Below are 17,267 nucleotides of genomic sequence, written 5' to 3' on the forward strand. Positions count from 1 at the left end.
AGCCCGGGCCGACCAGCGATCGGCGGTCGAGCTGATTCCCCATCAGCCGACTGTGGATCACGCCGACACCGCCCGGCCGGCCACGCCATGACCCTGGCGGCCGGCGCGGGGGCGGTCAGAGCCGCTCGGATGCCGCCGTTCCGGGCACCGCTGCGGGGCTGACGCCCGGCGCGGTGCCGGTCCGGTCGGCGTACCAGGCAACCGTCGCCGCCAGCGCGGCGGAGAGGTCCAGGCCGGCCGCGTCGGGGAAAAGCGCCCGCATCGTCGCGGTGTCCGCCTGGGAGTCGCGGACGTCGCCGGTGCGGGGCGCGCCGTGCTGCACGCTCAACCGGTGCCCGACGATCCGCTCCAGCTCGCCGATGAGAGTGAGCAGGTCCGTACGGGTGCCGAAGGCGATGTTGACCGGCCGTGGGTGGCTCACCCGGCGCATCGCCGCGTCGCACAGCAGGCCGGCGATGCCCGCCACGTAGGTGAAGTCCCGGGTCTGGCGGCCGTCACCGTGCACCGTCAGCGGCCTTCCCGCGAGCGCGGCATCGATGAAGGTGGGGACGACGGCGGCGTAGGCGTGCCCCACCGACTGGTACGGGCCGAACACGTTGAACAGCCGGGCGGCGAGCACCGGCAGGCCGAATCCCGACTGATAGGCGAGCGCGTAGCTCTCCGCGGCGAGCTTCGAGGCCGCGTACGGGCTGCACGGCAGCGTGGGGGTGTCCTCCGCGCGGGGCAGGGGGCCCGCGCTGCCGTAGACGGACGAGGAGGACGCGACGACGACGTGCGTCTCGGCACGCTGGGCAACGCCGAGCACCGTCAGGGTGCCCGTCGCATTGACCGTGTGGGTGGCCATGGGGTCGAGCAGCGAACGCTCCACCGACGGCCGGGCGGCCAGGTGCACGATGCTGCCCGCCCCCGTGCACGCCTCCTCGACCAGGGAGCGGTCGGTGACGCTGCCGATCACCAATCTCACGGGCAGCCCCGCGAGGTTCGACATCGCCCCGGTGCTGAGATCGTCGATCACCACCACCTCGGCCCCGGTGGCGAGCAGCGCTCTGGTCAGGTGGGCACCGATGAAGCCGGCACCGCCTGTCACGACTACCTTCACCGATTCATCACCCTTCGAGTCCAGAAGGATGCTCATAGTAGTAGAGCCGACTCGATTCGCCGACCATTCCGCGCGGAACGCAGCCGAGAATCTCGCCAGATCGTTACTGTGAGTGTCAGGTTGAACTCGCGGGGACGTAGGTTTACGGTCACCGCGTGCCCGACCACCCGCGCTCGCTGGTCATCGTCGGCGCCGGCGGTCACGGTCGGGAGCTGCTCGACGTGGTCGAGGCGGTCAACACGGTCGACAGCCAGCTTCGCTATGCCTTCCTCGGCTTCCTCGACGACGGATCGGCGGACCCCGACCCGGTCGCCCGCCGCGGAGCGCCCCTGCTCGGCGGGCTGGACCTGCTCGGCCGCCTCGACGCCGACTACCTGATCGGCTTCAGTGACGCCGCGGGCCGCCTGCGCGTCGACCGGTACGCCAGCGTCCACGGCCGGCGCCCGGCGACTCTCGTCCACCCGCGCGCCAACCTCGGCGGCGACGTCCGCCTCGGGCCCGGCACCGTGATCTGCGCGTTGGCCAGCATCACGACGAACGTCCGCACCGGCCGGCACGTGGTGGTCAACGTCGGCGCCAGCGTGGCCCACGACTGCCGCATCGGCGACTACGTGACGATCGCGCCGGGCGCGCGGATCTCCGGCGGGGTGGCCGTCGGCGCCCAGGCGTGGATCGGCGCCCAGGCGAACATCGTCGCCCGCCGCAGCGTCGGCGACGGCGCGGTCGTCGGTGCCGGCGCCGTCGTCACCGACGACATCCGCGCCGCCCAGGTCGTCGCGGGCGTGCCGGCCCGGCCGATCGACGCCGCCCCTGACCGGCCCCGGCTGCCCGGCGACCGCGCCGGTCTCCCGCCCGGCCAGCGCGACGCCCCGACACCGCGCTGAGGGCGCACCACCGATTCCCCATATCGGCCCGGCCGGTGCCACCTGTGGTCCTAGGATCGCCTTGTGGAGCGCTGGTTCAACCTCTCGGGCTGCGACAACGTACGCGATCTCGGTGGGCTGCCCACCCTCGACGGAGCAGCCACCCGGCACGGGGTGTTCCTCCGGGCCGATTCGGTGCAGACCCTGACCGACGCCGACGTCATCCTGCTGCGGGAGACCTTCGGCCTGCGGACGATCATCGATCTGCGGGCCAGGGAGGAGGCGGCGCGGGAAGGTCGGGGGCCCCTCGCCGAGGAACCCATCGACTATCACAACCTGTCGTTCCTGCCCGGCGAGTGGGTGATGCCGGACGACCCGCGGTTTCCCGCGATCGTCCGCGATCTCGACTCGGCCGACCGCATCGAGCACTACCTGGACTATCTGCGCCTCGCCGGCCCCGCCGTCGCCCAGGCGCTACGGGTGCTGGCCCAGCCGGCCGCGGGCCCCGCGCTGTTCCACTGCGCAGCCGGCAAGGACCGCACCGGCGTCCTCGCGGCCCTGCTGCTGAGCATCGCCGGGGTCGACCGCGAGGCGATCGTCGCCGACTACGCCCAGACCAACGAGCGCATTCATTTGGTCAACGCCCGCCTGGCGAAGCGTCCCTCCTACAACCGGCCGACCGCCCCGCTCACCCCCGACCAGCTGTCCTGCCGTCCGGAGGTCATGAGGGGCTTCCTCGCCGGCGTCGACGCCAGCTGGGGCGGTCCCGCCGCCTGGGCCCGCAATGCCGGGCTCACCGAGTCGGACCTGGGCACGCTGCGCCTGGCCCTGGTCGGCTAGCCACAGCACGAATCGTCCGGACGGGCCCTTGACTGACCGGACCACGCTGACGGCGCTGACGGCGCCGGCAGCGGAGATGGAAGATGCGAACATGATCCACCGGTCGCCCCCGCGGGCACTCCTGGCCGCCCTGCTCGCGGTCACGCTCGTGGCGGGCTGCGGCGTCCTGCGGCGGACCCACCGCGTACCGGACGACCTGATCCCGGTGTTCCGAGCGGCCGCCACCGCCTACGGCATCCTGACGCCCGCCCAGCTCGCCGCGCAGGCACGCGTCGAGAGCAAGTTCAACCCGAAGGCGGTGTCGAACGCCGGCGCCCGCGGCATCATGCAGTTCCTCCCGACCACCTGGAAGGACTTCGGGCTCGACGGCAACGACGACGGCGTGGCCGACCCCCTGAACCCCCGCGACGCCATCCTGTCGGCCGCGTACTACGAGTCGCGGCTCGCCGAACTGCTCGCGCACCTGCCGGGGGACCGGGTCTCCCTGGTCCTCGCCGCGTACAACGCGGGGCCGGACACCGTGCGCCTCGCGGGCGGCATCCCCGACATCGGGGAGACCCGGGCCTACGTGACGAAGGTCCGGGACTGGGCAGACGCCTTCTCTGACCAGCTCTGACCAGACCAACCAGCTCTGACCGGGCGGGCCGCCTCTCAGCCCACCCGCAGCCGCTCCCCCGGCACCACGACCTCATCACCCGGGACGAGCTGGCGCCCGCGGCGACTCTCCACCTCTCCGTTGACCCGCACCATGCCACCCATCAGCAGCCCCTTCACGTCCGACCCGACGCCGACGACGTCGGCGAGCTTGAGGAACTGGCCCAGCCGGATCGCGTCGCCCTGGATGCTCACGTCACGCATGCCCTCAAGCATCGTCGGTCCCCGCGGCCGGGCGCGCGGCGCCTCCTCGGGGGTACCTGCCCGGTCCGCCGTCCTTGGGCCGGACACGCCGAACAGCGGCCTGTTCGCGGCTGACGCCCCGCGCCGGCACCCTCGGGCCAGGCCCGCGCGACCCTGAACACACCCGTCCACCGGGCCACCGGCCCGGTGGCCCGCCGGTCGGGAACGACAATCCCCATCCTCGGCGGAGAGCTGAGGCATGCTGGCGGACGTGGCAGGTTTCCCCTCGGACCCGTCGGACGGGACGGGCAGACGCGTCGGCGCGTCCCCGCGACCAGCGAAAACACCTGGCAGCGGCCCGCCGGCCGACCCGCGTGCCTCCCCGAAGCGGCCTTCTGCCTCACCCGAGGGGCCCTTCGCCTCGCCTGACGGGGACGGCGACCCCACACCGGCCGAGGCCGACCGGGCGGCGGCGCGACGCCGCATCGCCGCCCGCGGGCGAGCGAGGCGCGGCGTGCGCACCCCCGCGCTCGGCACCGCGGCCCCCGGCGAGCTGCCCGCCCTCGACGACTACCCGGACCAGCGCATCCCCCCGCTGGACAACCTTCGGCCGAGCGGCGAGGCCGGCGACGGTGCGGGTGCGGGTGCGGCCGCGACCGTCGGCGGCACGAGCGAGGACGTCGTCCGTCGGGTCGAACGCTCCAGTGGGATGCTCGCCTCCCGGGCCGCGGCGCGGATGAGCGAGGTCCTGCCGTGGTTCTCGGCGATGTCGGCGAGCCATCGGGCCGGGATCCAGCTTGTGGTGCAGGCCGGCATCTCCTCGTTCGTCGAATGGTGCCGGCGGCCTGAGCATGCCCGCCAGCTGTCAGAGGACGTCTTCCGCGTCGCCCCGCGAGAGCTCGTGCGGGCGGTGACCTTCCGCCGCCTGGTCGATCTGGTCCGGGTCGCGGTGGAGGCGATCGAGGCCGAGGTGCCGAACCTGGCCGGTCCGGAGGACGAACTGCGGCTGCTCGCCGACGTCCTGCGCTACTCCCGCGACATCGCCTTCGCCGGGGCGGTCGTCTACGCCCGCGCCGCCGAGGAACGCGGCGCCTGGGACGCGCGGCTGGAGGCGCTGGTCGTCGATCACGTGGTGCGCGGCGAAGTGGACCGGGCGTTGCCATCACGGGCGGCGGCGGTGGGCTGGCGTAACCCCCCGGCCGTGACGGTCATCGTCGGCGGTGCCGAGGGCAACGCGCCGGAGGCGGTGGTCGACGAGGTGCACCGGCTGGCCCGGATGGCCCAGCTGGAGGTGCTTGCCGGGGTTCACCACAACCGGCTGGTCATGGTGGTCGGCGGCCAGTTTGCCACCGGCTCCGACGGCATCGGCCGTCCCGGCGGGGTGGCGACCGCCGCCGGGGACGCCGCGACCGCCGGCGGTCCGAGCAGCGTCGGTGCCCAGGGCGGTGCGGCACCGGACCGGCTGCTCGCCAGCGAGGTGCACACCGCCCTCGACGCGGCCCGGGTGCTGCTGCCCGCCTGCGGGCCCGGCCCGGTCGTCGTCGGCCCGGTCGTCGCCGACCTGACCGGTGCGCCGCGCGCAGCCCGGATGGCACTTGCCGCGACCGACGTCGTCGCCGCCTGGCCGGCGGCGCCCCGGCCGGTCCAGGCCCGGGCGCTGCTGCCGGAGCTGGCGCTGGCCGGGGACGCCGACGCCCGGCGGGCGCTCATCGAGGAGGTCTACCTTCCGCTGCGCGACGCGGGCACGCCGCTGCTGGAGACCGCCGGGGCCTACCTCGACTTCGGTTCGTCTCTGGAAGCCACGGCCCGAGCCCTTTATCTCCATACCAACACGGTCCGTTACCGGCTACGAAAGGCCGCGGAGGTCTGCGGTCTCGACCCAGCGGATCATCGGGAGCGTTTCATCCTGCATGTTGCGCTCGTCCTGGGACGCCTCGACGGTGTGTTATCTACAGGGAAAGCGTGATCGGCTATATCGCTCCGGAGTCATCGCACCCCGGTGCGAGAACGGTCACATCGGGCCACTCTGCTGGTCTGTCACGCGAATCCGGCCCGATGACCACAGCACGAACGAATTCACGGTCGCGGCAGATCGGTTTGTAGACCACCTACAACGCCCGGTCGGGACATCGGTGAGTGGCCGCCAGCGACAAGTAGTCCTCCCGAAGGGTTAGGTAGTTACGTGCTCGCGATCCTCGCACCCGGTCAGGGTGCACAGACCCCCGGACAGCTCCGCGCCTGGCGCGGTCTCCCCGGGGCGGAGGAAAGGCTGCGCTGGTGGTCGGCTGCGGCCGGCATCGATCTGCTGGAGGTCGGGTGCGAGGCACCCGCCGAGACGATCCGGGACACCGCGATCGCCCAGCCGCTGATCGTCGCCAGCGGCCTCGTCGCCGCCGAACAGCTCGGGCTGCCGGTCGCCGCCCCGGTCGGGACCACCTCGCTCGTCGTGGCGGGCCACAGCGTCGGTGAGATCACCGCCGCGGCCCTCACCGGCATCCTCTCGGCGGAGGAGGCACTCGTCCTGGTCGCGTTGCGCGGCCGCGCGATGGCCGAGGCATCCGCGCGGACCGCGACCGGGATGACGGCGATACTCGGGGGAGAGCCGGAGGCGGTGATCGTCCGGCTGGCCGAGCTCGGCCTGACCGCCGCTAACCGCAACGGCGCCGGCCAGATCGTCGCCGCCGGCACGATGGAGGACCTCGCCCGGCTCGCGGCGGAACCGCCCGCGGGCGTCCGGCTGCGTTCGTTGTCCGTCGCCGGCGCCTTCCACACCCACCACATGTCCTCGGCGCGCGACGCACTCGGCGCCGTCGCCGGCGGCATCCGGCCTGCCCTGGCCCGAGTCGCGACCTTGTCCAACGCCGACGGCACGATCGTCACGGACCCGGCCGATCTCGTCTCCCGACTCGTCGCCCAGGTCGCCGCGCCGGTGCGGTGGGACCTGTGCCTGGCGAAACTGCGCGAGCTCGGCGTCACCGCGGTCATCGAACTGCCGCCGGCCGGCACACTGGCCGGAATCGCCCGCCGCGAGCTGCCCGGTGTGAAGATCCTCGCCGTGAAGAGCCCGGATGACCTGCCCGCCGCACGCGAGCTGATCACCGAACACATCGGCACCGATCGTCTCGGCCAGGTGCCGGCAACCCCAGCGCCACGCACGCCGCCGGACGGGCGGGCTGGCGACTCGACCCTCGTCGGAGCGCAGGCGTGAGCCCCCTGAACGGAGCCCGGATGCTCGGGCTCGGCGTCTACCGCCCGGCGCGGGTCGTCACCAACGACGAGATCGCCCAGCGGGTGGACACCTCGGACGAGTGGGTCCGCAGCCGCACCGGCATCGCCACCCGGCGGATCGCCGACGAGGAGGAGACGACTGTCGCCATGGGCGCCGCCGCCGCGGAGAAGGCGCTCGCGGCCGCAGGCCTGACGGCGGACACCATCGACCTCGTCATCGGGGCGACCTGCACCTCGCCGTCGCAGATCCCCGGTGCCGGGCCGCAGATCGCCCACCGCATCGGGGCCGCCCAGGCCGGCGCGTTCGACATCAACGGCGCCTGCGCCGGGTTCAGCTACGCGGTGTCGACCGCCGCCGACATGGTTCGCGCCGGCAGCGTGCGGCACGTCCTTGTCGTCGCCACCGAACGGCTGTCGGACTACACGGACTGGGATGACCGCGGCACCTGTATTTTGCTCGCCGACGGCGCCGGTGCCACCGTGATCGGCGCGGCCGAGACCGATGAGATCGGCCCCGCAGTCTGGGGTCACGACGGCTCTCGGCCGGAGGTGATCCGCGTCCCCGGCTACGGGGACAACATGTTCCGCATGGAGGGCCAGGCGGTCTTCCGCTGGGCGATCTCCCTGGTGCCGGTCGTGCGGCAGATTTGCGAACGGGCCGGCGTGGCGCCCGACGAGCTCGCGGGTATCGTTCCGCATCAGGCGAACCTGCGGATCGTCGAGGCACTCGCGGCGGGTATCGGCGCCACGAACGCCGCCGTCGCCCGCGACGTCGTCGACTCGGGCAACACCTCCGCCGCGAGCATTCCGTTGGGGCTCGCCCGACTGCTCGACACCGGCGTGATCCGCCGGGGTGACCCGGTGCTGCTGTTCGGTTTCGGCGCCGGCCTGACCTACTGCGGGCAGGTCGTGCGATGCCCGTGACCCTGCTTGACCTTGCGGCATGGTTGCCTGCGCACCATGCCGCGCCCATGGCGGGCCGATGACCGGGCCTACCACGCCCCTGCCCCAGGTATCAGCTCTCCGGCGCACGCCCGCGACGATCGCCTGATCGCGCGCAGCCACCGCCACCAGCCCAGATCTCACAGGAGGAACCACCGTGTCCCAGGATGTTCTCGCCGGTCTTGCCGTCATCCTCGAAGAGGTTGCCGGTGTCGACCCCGCCGACGTCACCCCCGAGAAGACCTTCATCGATGACCTGGACGTGGACTCGCTGTCCATGGTCGAGGTGGTCGTCGCCGCCGAGGAGAAGTTCTCGGTGAAGATCCCGGACGACGACGTGAAGTCCCTCAAGACCGTCGGTGACGCTGTCTCGTACATCCAGCGGGCCGGTGTGGCGGCGTGACCACACCCCCTAGGCAGGTCGTCGTCACCGGCCTCGGGGCAACCACTCCCCTCGGTGGCGATGTCGCCTCGACGTGGGAGGGTCTGCTCGCGGGCCGCTCCGGCGCCCGGCGGCTCACCGAGGAATGGATCGAGCAACTCCCGGTCCAGATCGGCGCGCCGCTCGCGACGGAGCTTCCGCTGGCCCGGGTCGAGGCACGTACCCTCGACCGCAGCCAGCAGATGGCGCTGGTCGCCGCGCGCGAGGCCTGGGCTGACGCGGGCTCGCCCGAGGTCGACCAGGAACGCCTCGCGGCCTGCGTCGCCTCCGGGATCGGCGGGGTGATCACCCTTCTCACTCAGCACGATGTGCTGCGCGAGAAGGGTGCCCGGCGCGTTTCCCCGCACGTGGTGCCCATGCTCATGCCCAACGGCCCGGCAAGCACGGTCGGCCTGGAGTTCAAGGCGAAGGCGGGCGTGCACGCGCCGGTCAGCGCCTGCGCGTCCGGCTCGGAGGCCATCGCCCTCGGGCTGGACATCATCCGGGCCGGCCGGGCGGACGTCGTCATCGCCGGTGGGACCGAGGCCGCGATCGCGGCCCTGCCCATCGCCGGTTTCGCGCAGATGCAGGCGCTGTCCCGCCGCAACGACTCGCCGGAGTCGGCGTCCCGCCCGTTCGACAAGGCTCGGGACGGATTCGTTCTCGGCGAGGGCGCGGCGATCCTGGTCCTGGAGGCCGCCGAGCACGCCGCCGCCCGCGGCGCTCGGGTCTACGGCGCACTGGCAGGCGCCGGGATCAGTTCGGACGCGTACCACGTGGCCGCCCCGGACCCCACCGGCGCCGGCGCCGCACGGGCCGTGCGGGCCGCGCTGCGCTCGGCGTCGCTGGAGCCGAGCGACATCGTCCACATCAACGCGCACGCCACCTCGACCCCCGCGGGTGACCTGGCCGAGGCGGTAGCGCTGCGCACCGCTCTGGGGGACCACATTGACGCGGTCGCGGTGACGTCGACCAAGTCGATGACCGGTCACCTGCTCGGGGCGGCCGGTGCGCTGGAAGCGGTGGTCAGCATCTTGGCCCTGCGTGAGCGGATCGTCCCGGCGACCCGCAACCTCGACGCCCTCGACGACGAGATCGCTCTCGACGTCGTAAGCATCGACAACCGCAAGATCGGCACGGGCGCGGCCCTGTCGAACTCGTTCGGCTTCGGCGGCCACGACGTCTGTCTGGCTTTCACCGTCTGACGACCCCATCGCGGGAACGGCGTATGCCGCCCCGCATCCGGCCGTCGCCGTCGGGACGCCGGCGGAACCGCATCTCGCGCCCAGCCGGGCATAGATCCGGATCCGCCGGCCGTCACGACGACAGTGGTCCACCGAGCGGGTGCCTGGGCTGCTCAGCACCACCCCAGCACCGCCGCCGAGTTCGGCACCAGATCTGTACATCGCAGTCACCACATGTCGCCGTGACGCCGACCGCCCCACCGCCGCCACGGCACCGCCCGCCGGTGCGGCGGGCGGCCATCGTCGCCGGACCGAGTGTTTCGCGGGTCCGGCGCGTATCCCAGGTGGTCGCGCGTCGGCCGACAGACCGGTCCGGCGCCGTTCAGGCAAGGAGACGCACGGTGAGTCTGTCCACGATCGACCGAGTTGACCCCCGCACACCCGAGGCCCGGCTCGCCCGATTTTTCGACGCCGACACGGTGTCCCTGTTCGCCGCCGGCGACGCCTCCGGGGTTATCGCAGGCCAGGGCCTGGTCGACGGGAACGAAGTCGTCGCATTCGCCACCGATCCGACCGTACAGGGTGGAGCCATGGGGCGCGACGGATGCGCCCGCGTCGTCCACGCCATCGAGTCCGCCGTCCGACTGGGCTGCCCGGTCGTCGGCATATGGCACTCCGGTGGCGCCAGGCTCCAAGAGGGCGTCGCCTCGCTGGACGGCGTCGGGCAGATCTTCACCGCGACCGTTCGGGCTTCCGGACGCATCCCCCAGCTCTCGCTGGTGCTCGGTGCGGCGGCGGGCGGCGCCGCCTATGGCCCCGCGCTGACCGACATCGTCATCATGGGGCCGGAGGCGAAGGTCTTCGTCACCGGCCCGGACGTGGTGCGGTCGGTGACCGGCGAGGAGTGCACGGCCACCAGCCTCGGCGGCCCTGAGGTCCACTCCAAGCGCAGCGGGGTCGTGCACGTGACGTGCACCTCCGAGGACGAGGCGATGGAGCGCACCCGCGCGCTCGCGATCCTGCTCGCCGACCAGCGCGACATCGGCCAGGTCGCCGGGCGCGAGCTCGCCGAGCTGCTGCCCGAGAACCCGCGGCGCGCCTACGATGTGCGGCCGTTGGTGAACGCCGTGCTGGACGACGAAGGCATCGAGCTGCACCCGAAGTGGGCCCCGAACATCGTGACGTCGCTCGGCCGGCTCGGCGGGCGCACCGTCGGCGTGGTCGCGAACAACCCGTTGCGCCGCGGCGGCTGCCTCGACGCCACCTCCGCCGAGAAGGCGGCACGATTCGTACGTATGTGCGACTCGTTCGGCGTGCCGCTGGTCGTCCTGGTCGATGTCCCCGGCTACCTGCCGGGCGTCGGGCAGGAATGGGAGGGCGTCGTCCGCCGGGGGGCGAAGCTGCTCTACGCCTTCGCCGAGTGCACCGTGCCCCGGGTCACCGTCGTGACGCACAAGGCGTACGGCGGCGCGTACATCGCGATGAACGCCAGCTCGCTCGGGGCGACGGCCGTGTTCGCCTGGCCGACGGCGCAGATCGCCGTCATGGGTGCGGAGGCCGCCGTCGGCATCCTGCACCGGCGCACGCTTGCCGACGTCCCGGTCCAGCGCCGGCCGGACGTGCTGGCGGAACTCGCCGAGGAACACGTCCGCACCGTCGGCGGCATCGACCGGGCCGTCGAGCTGGGTGTGGTCGACGCGGTCGTCACCCCGGCCGCGACCCGAGGCGCCGTCGCCTCCGCGCTGGCCAGCGCGCTCGCCGACGCCCGTGCGGACAAGAACGTCCACGGCAACATTCCGCTGTAGCGGCCACCGGGGCCACCGCGCCCCACCTCCCGGTTCCCTCGGATCCCACTGCCCCGGGGTCCGAGCCGGAGACGCCGTTGCACCGGGCCGTCTCTCCCTGTGCATCCACCAATCGATCGCGGCGCTCATCCGTCCGCCAACTGCATCCAGGTGCGCACGACGTTGCTCATCTGGCGCGAGTTCATCCAGAGTGCGGCTCGCGCGAAGATCGGGTCGGCCCGCAACGCGACCTCGCGCCGTTCCGGTGCGGCGGCGGGTGCAATCGCCCGCATGTGTTCGAAACTGATGGTGCCCGCCCCGAAGGCCGCGCCGGAGGCCGGTAGCGCCTCAATGGCATGCGCGACCACCAGCGCCGTGGCCGTCGTGGGGTGCACCAGCCGGCATTCCCGACGCAGCCAGGCCGCAGCCGACCGGGCGCCGTCGAGCCGCCACAGGCCGCGCCGGTCGAACTCGGCCAGCAGCCGGATCCACAGCGCGTCGGTGGCGTCGACCAGCCGACGGACGTCGACGACCAGCAACGCGACCTCCGCATCGGGCAAATCGCGTGCGTCGACGGTGACGACCCCGCCCAGCAGCGCCTCGACATCGATCACGACCACCAACCCCTCCTGCACCGATGCGCCCGGACTCCAGCGGAACTCCGTGGGATCCAGAGCGCATCAATCGAACGTATGTTCGCATAGTAGATCGGGGCGCGGCGAAAGCCAACCGGCGACTCGACTCCGTCACCATCGGGCAAGATGTTTACCTGCTGCGAAATAACGATCTGGCCCTCGGCGTTGATGCGCGCGGAGGTGCGTGCATGTCCCTGCAGGTCGACAGTCCCGGCCGGCCCCCGGCAACGGAGCCGGACCGGCCGGACACCGGTGCCAGTGCCACGACCGCCCCGCTCGCCACCACGGCCGAGCTCTCCACGAACGAACCGGCGGCGACCAAGCCCGCCGTGGCAGCATCCGCCGGGGTGGTCTCGCCCAGCGGTGGCACCTTCGCCGCGTTGCGGATACCGAACTTCCGCCTCTTCCTGTCCGGGCAGATCGTCTCGCTGTGCGGGACCTGGATGCAGACCATCGCCCTGGGTTGGCTGGTGCTCTCGCTGGGCGCCTCGGGCACCGTCCTCGGTCTGGTGACGGCCGCGCAGTTCCTGCCGGTGCTGCTGTTCGGGCCCTACGGTGGCCTGATCGCCGACCGGACGAACCGACGGCGTCTGCTGATGGTCACCCAGAGCGGCTCCGGGCTCGCCGCGCTGGCGCTGGGTGTGCTGGACCTGACGGGCACCGCCCGGCTGTGGATGGTCGCGGTGGCCGCGGCACTCATCGGCCTGTGCAGCGCCATCGACAACCCGGCCCGGCAGAGCTTCGTGCAGGAGATGGTCGGCTCCGAGCATCTCCCGAACGCCATCACCCTGAACTCGGTGACAGTGAACGCGGCCCGTATCGTCGGACCGGCCATCGCGGGCCTGGTCATCCTGGCGATCGGCACGGCCGGGTGCTTCCTGTTCAACGCGGCGTCGTTCGGCGCGGTGCTGGTCGCCCTGCACCGGATGGACATCGCGGCGTTGCAGGAGCGGCCGCCGGTGCATCGGGCACCCGGGCAGCTACGAGCCGGCTTCGCCTACGTGCGGCACACCCCGGCGCTGCGGATCCCACTGATCATGATGGTGGTCATCGGCACGCTGTCCTACGAGTTTCCGGTCGTGCTGCCTCTGGTGGCGAAGGAGACCTTCGGCGGTAGCGCGGCGACCTACAGCATGATGACCTCCGCGATGGGGGCCGGCGCGGTCGCCGGCGGGCTGCTGGTCGCCCGCCGGCGACGCATCGGCGTCCGGCCGCTCGGGTTCATCGCCAGCGCCTTCGGGGCGGTCCTCCTGCTCGCTGCCGCCGCGCCCACCCTCGAGCTGGAGCTGGCCGCGCTGGTGCTGGTGGGCGGGACAAGCGTCGCCTTCATCTCGACGGGGAACGCGACCGTGCAGCTGTCCGCCGACCCGGCCCTGCGCGGACGGGTGTTGGCGCTGTGGTCAGTGGCCTTCCTCGGCACGACCCCGTTTGGCGGGCCGATCGCCGGCTGGATCGCGCAGACCTTCGGCGCGCGCTCCGGCCTGGTACTCGCCGCCGTCGCGGCCCTCGTCGCGGCCGTGTTCGCCTTCGCCTCACTACCCCGCGACCGGCAGAGTGCCCCTAGGACGAGTGATTCCGAATCGTTCGCATGACCCCGGGTGATCGCTCGTCAACCTTGCTGGCGCCGCCTCGGCCGCCTGCCCACCGGCTCGATTTCCGGCCAGGTTGCGGCCAGATCGTGTGGCCCGCGACCTGCGGCCGGCCCGCCGCCGGCGGTTAGACGCTGGGCGGCGGGGATGCCGCGGGCGAGGATCCGGCTGCCTCGGCGGGGCTGCTCGCCGCCGCGCGGCCCAGCTCGGGCAGCTTGCGCAGCTCGTGGACCTGGCCGCGGTGCGCACGCACGGCGTCAGAGTGATAGCGCTCGGCGAGGCCGAGGAAGTCTGGCTCGTGGTAACGGCGGCCGTCGACGGTGGGCCCCGCGCGCCCCTCCATGATGGCCTCCACATCCTCGCCGGTGATCGTCTTGTGCGTCTCCAGCGCGTGGGTCAGGGCGAGGATCTCCCGACGGTTCGCGCCCAGCACCGCCTCGGTGCGCTCGTAGAGCTCCCGCAGCTTGACCTCGACCTGTTCGCCGAAGGGCCGGTCGGCGTCGATGGAGGCGTTGCCCATCTGCTGTTCGAGCATGGACAGCCGGGAGGCCAGGGTCTCCCCCATCGCCGCCGAGGAGATGAAGTTCGCGACAAGCAGGGTGGCGCTGCGCAGGTCGCCGCCGACTCCGACGGTGTTGTCCCCCTCGAAGAACATCCGCTCCCCGGCCAGCGAGGCCAGCGAGACCATCACCTGGATCTCGATCTCGGACTTCCACATGAACATCCGGTCCTCGACGGCGACGTGGGCCACGAAGCCGCCGACGCCGCCACGCCGCTCGATGGTGGCCAGGTCGATCACGCGACCGCGCTGCATCCGGTAGGCGACGACCGCGTGGCACGCCTCGTGCAGGGCGATGCTGTGCCGTTCCCGGTCGACGTGCTCATGGTCGTCGGCGAGGCCGTACTCCTTGATCACCCGGGCCCGGAGTATGTCCTGCCAGGTGATGACCTCGCGGCCGTCCTTGACCGCCTGCACCAGCGCCTCGTTGACGGTGTCCTTGATGGTCGCGCCGGTGGACTCCGGGCTCATGATCGCCAGCCGGTCGATCTGCTCCGGGGTGAGCTCGTGGCGCACCCTCGCGAGGTACCCCTCGAAGGTGCGGATACGGCCTTCCTTGCTCGGATAGCCGACCTTGTACTGACGGTCGATGCGGCCTGGGCGCAGCAGCGCCTCGTCCAGCGACTGCGGCATGTTCGTCGCCATCATCACCAGGATGCGGTACTTCGGCGGTGGCTTCGGGCGCATGCCGAGGGTGCGGCGCACCACCCGGTTGAGGAACCCGCGCGGCTTCTTCAGCCCGGACATCTCGGTGAGCAGCGCCTGCAGGGTGCCGTCGAACCCGCCGCCACCGCCGCCCATCACGAACTGCTCCCGCGCCTGCTCCCGGGTGATCTCCGAGCGGGCGGCGGAGCTGAGGTAGGACAGGCCGTTGCACAGGTCGCGCGACCCGCCGTCGCCCCGCGCGCCGAACGGGTCGAACGAGTCGGCGCGGCGGTGCGGCGCGCCCGGTCCGGCCATGCCCGGCGCCATACCGGACGCCGCGGCCGCGGGCGCGCCCTGGCGAGCAAACCATGACCGCGCCCCGTTGCCCATCCCACCGAAGCCGCCGTTGAGCGCGCCGCGGCTGCCCAGCGTGTCGGCCTCGTCGAAGAAGACGATCACACCGCCGTAGCGCAGCGAGAGCTTGCGGAGCTTGCGGAACAGCGACTTCACCTTGAGGATGCCGACGCCGATGAACATCGCCGAGAAGGCACCCGGGTCGACGAACACGAAGGGCTTGCCGGTCTCGCCGGCCACCGCCTCCGCGATGAGCGTCTTGCCGGTGCCGGGCGGCCCCCACAGCAGGATGCCGCCGGGCACGTGCCCGCCGCGGCTCTCGATCTCCTCGGGCCGTTCCAGGTAGAAGACGTTCTCCTGGACCCGGCTGACGACGTGGTCCTGGCCCCAGACGTCGGCGAAGCGGGTGGTGATGTCCTCCGGGAAGTACGTGTCGACGCCTCCCTTGGACAGGAACCAGAACATGACGACGAACTGGCCGACGACGAGGACCATCAGCAGGACGATCTGCAGGACGAACGGGATGGCCTTCCACAGGTCGCCCGGCACCTGCACGAGGGCGTCGAAGACCGAGGTGTGGGACAGCCGGGCGTAGACGAACAGGGCGAGGGCCAGAGCCACGATCCACTTTGCCGCGCGGCTGAGCCGGTACCGGTTCCAGTCGTTGAGCCGCAGCATCCGGCGTTCCGCCCCACCGAAGACCCGGTCGGTCCAGAACACGTGGTACGCCGACCACCGCTCGGCGATGAGCATGTGCAGCTGGTGCAGCACCTCAAGGCCGACCAGAACGAGCACCCAGGCGCTCTTCCTGGCCTGGATCCGGAATGCGTCGGCCCAGGTCATCAACGGGTCGCCGGAGACGTCCGCGGCCACCACGAACAGGAACACGGCGCCGAGCAGGATCAGGAACTTGACCCGGTCCCACAGCGGGAGCGGTCGGCGGCGCGGCTTTCCGTCGCCCGGCGCAGTCTTCTCCGGCTGCGCCGTCCCGGTCGCTGCCGTCGACGCCGTGGACCCGCCGGGTGACTCAGGCACGTCCGGCCCGGCCGCGTCGGCGCCGCGCATCCTCGAGTCGAGGCCGTCCACGGTCCCGTCCGCGTGGGTCCGGTCTGCGTGGTCCATCGCGCCCATTCCTACTGCCCTCGGTCCGTCGGCTCGATCGTGAAGGACTTGGCCACATCGCCGATCTGGTCTGCATGTTGCGCATAACACAGCGACGAACAGGCGAGGATGAGCTGGTAGAGAACCGTCTGCCCGTTGTCGAGCAGACTCGTCTGGTCGATGGTGACCAGGCCGGCATCGGTCTGCACCTGGTAGACGAGGTGCACCCCGTGCACGCCGTCCTTCTTGTGCACGACCTCATCCGCCAGCAACAGGAAGTCAGGCGTCAGCCGGGCCCCGTAGGGGTCCTGACGCACGGCCTTCTCCTGGGCGGCCACGGCGTCGTCCACGGACAGGACGAAGTTGCGCAGGTCGTTGGTCGACACCGCGTTCGCCTCCTCCGGCAACAGGTGGCGAACCTGCGCGAAGCCCTTGGGCAGGGTGGCGTCCGGGATGAGCAGGCGCGAGTCGTCGAATCGCCGGGCCGCGTCGAGGCCGACGACCCATTCCCTCGACATCAGCCCCTGCAGCATCTCGGGACTGACGTTCCGGGCGTCGATACCGAACAGGGCCGGACCGGGCATCTCCTGGTGATTCCACCCGTTTGGAACCCGCAGGAACGCGCCGTCCTTCTTGTTCGTCACATAATCGTAACTCGGCGAGCCGCAGCCGCCGGCCAGCAGCATCGCTGCCGCTACCGTGAGCAGTAGCAGGGTGCCTGGAAGGGACTTTCGGCGCGGACAGGTCGTCCGACGTCGAGCCGCCACGGCAAACCTCCCGCCTCGCAAGGTCGAACGCATGGTGTGGCGCCGGGCCATGGGTCCTTATCGCTTTCTCCGAAAAGTGTGGCCCAGAAGCCGCCCGACGTGCACAACCTTCACCAAAAAGGGTGAGGCTCCATACCCTCCGCTGTCGGGCGTCGACCGGCTACACCACTGTCATGAGCAACCCCTCCACCTGCCCACCGAGAGCCCGCGACGGCCGATCCGCCGCCCCTCCGCCGATATTTCGGGCGGCCAGAATTACCGTCCCGTGCCGGCCCGGTCGTCGGCTCGGGCACGCCGCACATCGCCGTCGCGGCCGCGTGAGCCGGTCAGGTTCATCCGGCATACCCGGCGGTCCTCGGCTGAAATCCGGAGGACGGGGTCCACGCCCCCTCTCACCCACACCGGGTCTCACCCCGCAC

15 protein-coding genes are annotated in these 17,267 nt (G+C 71.9%); 10 read left to right on the forward strand and 5 right to left on the reverse strand.

What is annotated here, in order from left to right:
• Positions 1–115: 115 nt before the first annotated feature.
• Complete coding sequence (locus NBZ85_RS13070) at positions 116–1,099, reverse strand: NAD-dependent epimerase/dehydratase family protein (protein ID WP_261555918.1); 984 nt, start codon at positions 1,097–1,099, stop codon at positions 116–118.
• A gap of 155 nt (positions 1,100–1,254) precedes the next feature.
• On the opposite strand from NBZ85_RS13070, the gene NBZ85_RS13075 reads away from it, so the two are divergent.
• The 3 genes from NBZ85_RS13075 to NBZ85_RS13085 all read left to right on the forward strand — a co-directional run bounded on the left by NBZ85_RS13075 (position 1,255) and on the right by NBZ85_RS13085 (position 3,418).
• The gene (locus NBZ85_RS13075; RefSeq protein ID WP_261555925.1) at positions 1,255–1,983 is read left to right on the forward strand and encodes a NeuD/PglB/VioB family sugar acetyltransferase; all 729 of its coding nucleotides are present in this window, start codon (positions 1,255–1,257) and stop codon (positions 1,981–1,983) included.
• A gap of 63 nt (positions 1,984–2,046) precedes the next feature.
• Positions 2,047–2,802 (forward strand): tyrosine-protein phosphatase, encoded by a 756-nt coding sequence (locus tag NBZ85_RS13080; RefSeq protein ID WP_261555931.1) that lies wholly within the window; start codon positions 2,047–2,049, stop codon positions 2,800–2,802.
• Positions 2,803–2,893: 91 nt separating this feature from the next.
• Positions 2,894–3,418 carry a lytic transglycosylase domain-containing protein gene (locus NBZ85_RS13085; RefSeq protein WP_261555965.1) on the forward strand — a complete coding sequence of 175 codons (525 nt, stop codon included), beginning with the start codon at positions 2,894–2,896 and terminating at the stop codon, positions 3,416–3,418.
• Positions 3,419–3,453: 35 nt separating this feature from the next.
• Here the strand turns inward: NBZ85_RS13085 and NBZ85_RS13090 are convergent, their stop codons facing one another.
• The gene (locus tag NBZ85_RS13090) at positions 3,454–3,672 is read right to left on the reverse strand and encodes an RNA-binding S4 domain-containing protein (RefSeq protein ID WP_261561999.1); all 219 of its coding nucleotides are present in this window, start codon (positions 3,670–3,672) and stop codon (positions 3,454–3,456) included.
• Between the two features lie 676 nt (positions 3,673–4,348).
• On the opposite strand from NBZ85_RS13090, the gene NBZ85_RS13095 reads away from it, so the two are divergent.
• The 6 genes from NBZ85_RS13095 to NBZ85_RS13120 all read left to right on the forward strand — a co-directional run bounded on the left by NBZ85_RS13095 (position 4,349) and on the right by NBZ85_RS13120 (position 11,219).
• Complete coding sequence (locus NBZ85_RS13095) at positions 4,349–5,605, forward strand: PucR family transcriptional regulator (RefSeq protein WP_368861376.1); 1,257 nt, start codon at positions 4,349–4,351, stop codon at positions 5,603–5,605.
• 216 nt (positions 5,606–5,821) lie between these two features.
• Positions 5,822–6,847 (forward strand): ACP S-malonyltransferase, encoded by a 1,026-nt coding sequence (locus NBZ85_RS13100; protein WP_261555942.1) that lies wholly within the window; start codon positions 5,822–5,824, stop codon positions 6,845–6,847.
• Positions 6,848–6,867: 20 nt separating this feature from the next.
• Positions 6,868–7,791 carry a beta-ketoacyl-ACP synthase III gene (locus tag NBZ85_RS13105; RefSeq protein ID WP_261555966.1) on the forward strand — a complete coding sequence of 308 codons (924 nt, stop codon included), beginning with the start codon at positions 6,868–6,870 and terminating at the stop codon, positions 7,789–7,791.
• 175 nt (positions 7,792–7,966) lie between these two features.
• Positions 7,967–8,212: an acyl carrier protein gene (locus tag NBZ85_RS13110; RefSeq protein WP_136447177.1), complete on the forward strand. Its 246-nt coding sequence runs from the start codon at positions 7,967–7,969 to the stop codon at positions 8,210–8,212.
• On the forward strand, positions 8,209–9,435 hold the full coding sequence (fabF, locus tag NBZ85_RS13115) for a beta-ketoacyl-ACP synthase II (protein ID WP_261555951.1): 1,227 nt from the start codon (positions 8,209–8,211) through the stop codon (positions 9,433–9,435). Before NBZ85_RS13110 ends, fabF begins: the two co-directional genes overlap by 4 nt.
• Positions 9,436–9,815: 380 nt before the next feature.
• Positions 9,816–11,219 carry an acyl-CoA carboxylase subunit beta gene (locus tag NBZ85_RS13120; protein ID WP_261555953.1) on the forward strand — a complete coding sequence of 468 codons (1,404 nt, stop codon included), beginning with the start codon at positions 9,816–9,818 and terminating at the stop codon, positions 11,217–11,219.
• Positions 11,220–11,344: 125 nt separating this feature from the next.
• On the opposite strand, the gene NBZ85_RS13125 is transcribed toward NBZ85_RS13120, so the two are convergent.
• The gene (locus tag NBZ85_RS13125; protein ID WP_261555955.1) at positions 11,345–11,818 is read right to left on the reverse strand and encodes a DUF222 domain-containing protein; all 474 of its coding nucleotides are present in this window, start codon (positions 11,816–11,818) and stop codon (positions 11,345–11,347) included.
• A 203-nt stretch (positions 11,819–12,021) separates the two neighbouring features.
• On the opposite strand from NBZ85_RS13125, the gene NBZ85_RS13130 reads away from it, so the two are divergent.
• Positions 12,022–13,425: an MFS transporter gene (locus NBZ85_RS13130; RefSeq protein WP_261555957.1), complete on the forward strand. Its 1,404-nt coding sequence runs from the start codon at positions 12,022–12,024 to the stop codon at positions 13,423–13,425.
• Positions 13,426–13,549: 124 nt separating this feature from the next.
• On the opposite strand, the gene NBZ85_RS13135 is transcribed toward NBZ85_RS13130, so the two are convergent.
• Together NBZ85_RS13135 and NBZ85_RS13140 are read right to left on the reverse strand one after the other, a co-directional pair.
• Complete coding sequence (locus NBZ85_RS13135; protein WP_372517708.1) at positions 13,550–16,045, reverse strand: AAA family ATPase; 2,496 nt, start codon at positions 16,043–16,045, stop codon at positions 13,550–13,552.
• Between the two features lie 68 nt (positions 16,046–16,113).
• Positions 16,114–16,767, reverse strand: coding sequence for a hypothetical protein (locus tag NBZ85_RS13140; protein WP_261555968.1), 654 nt, complete (start codon positions 16,765–16,767; stop codon positions 16,114–16,116).
• Positions 16,768–17,267 lie beyond the last annotated feature (500 nt).

The organism is Frankia tisae (assembly GCF_025403405.1).
In the GTDB taxonomy this organism is placed as follows: Bacteria; Actinomycetota; Actinomycetes; order Frankiales; family Frankiaceae; genus Frankia; species Frankia tisai.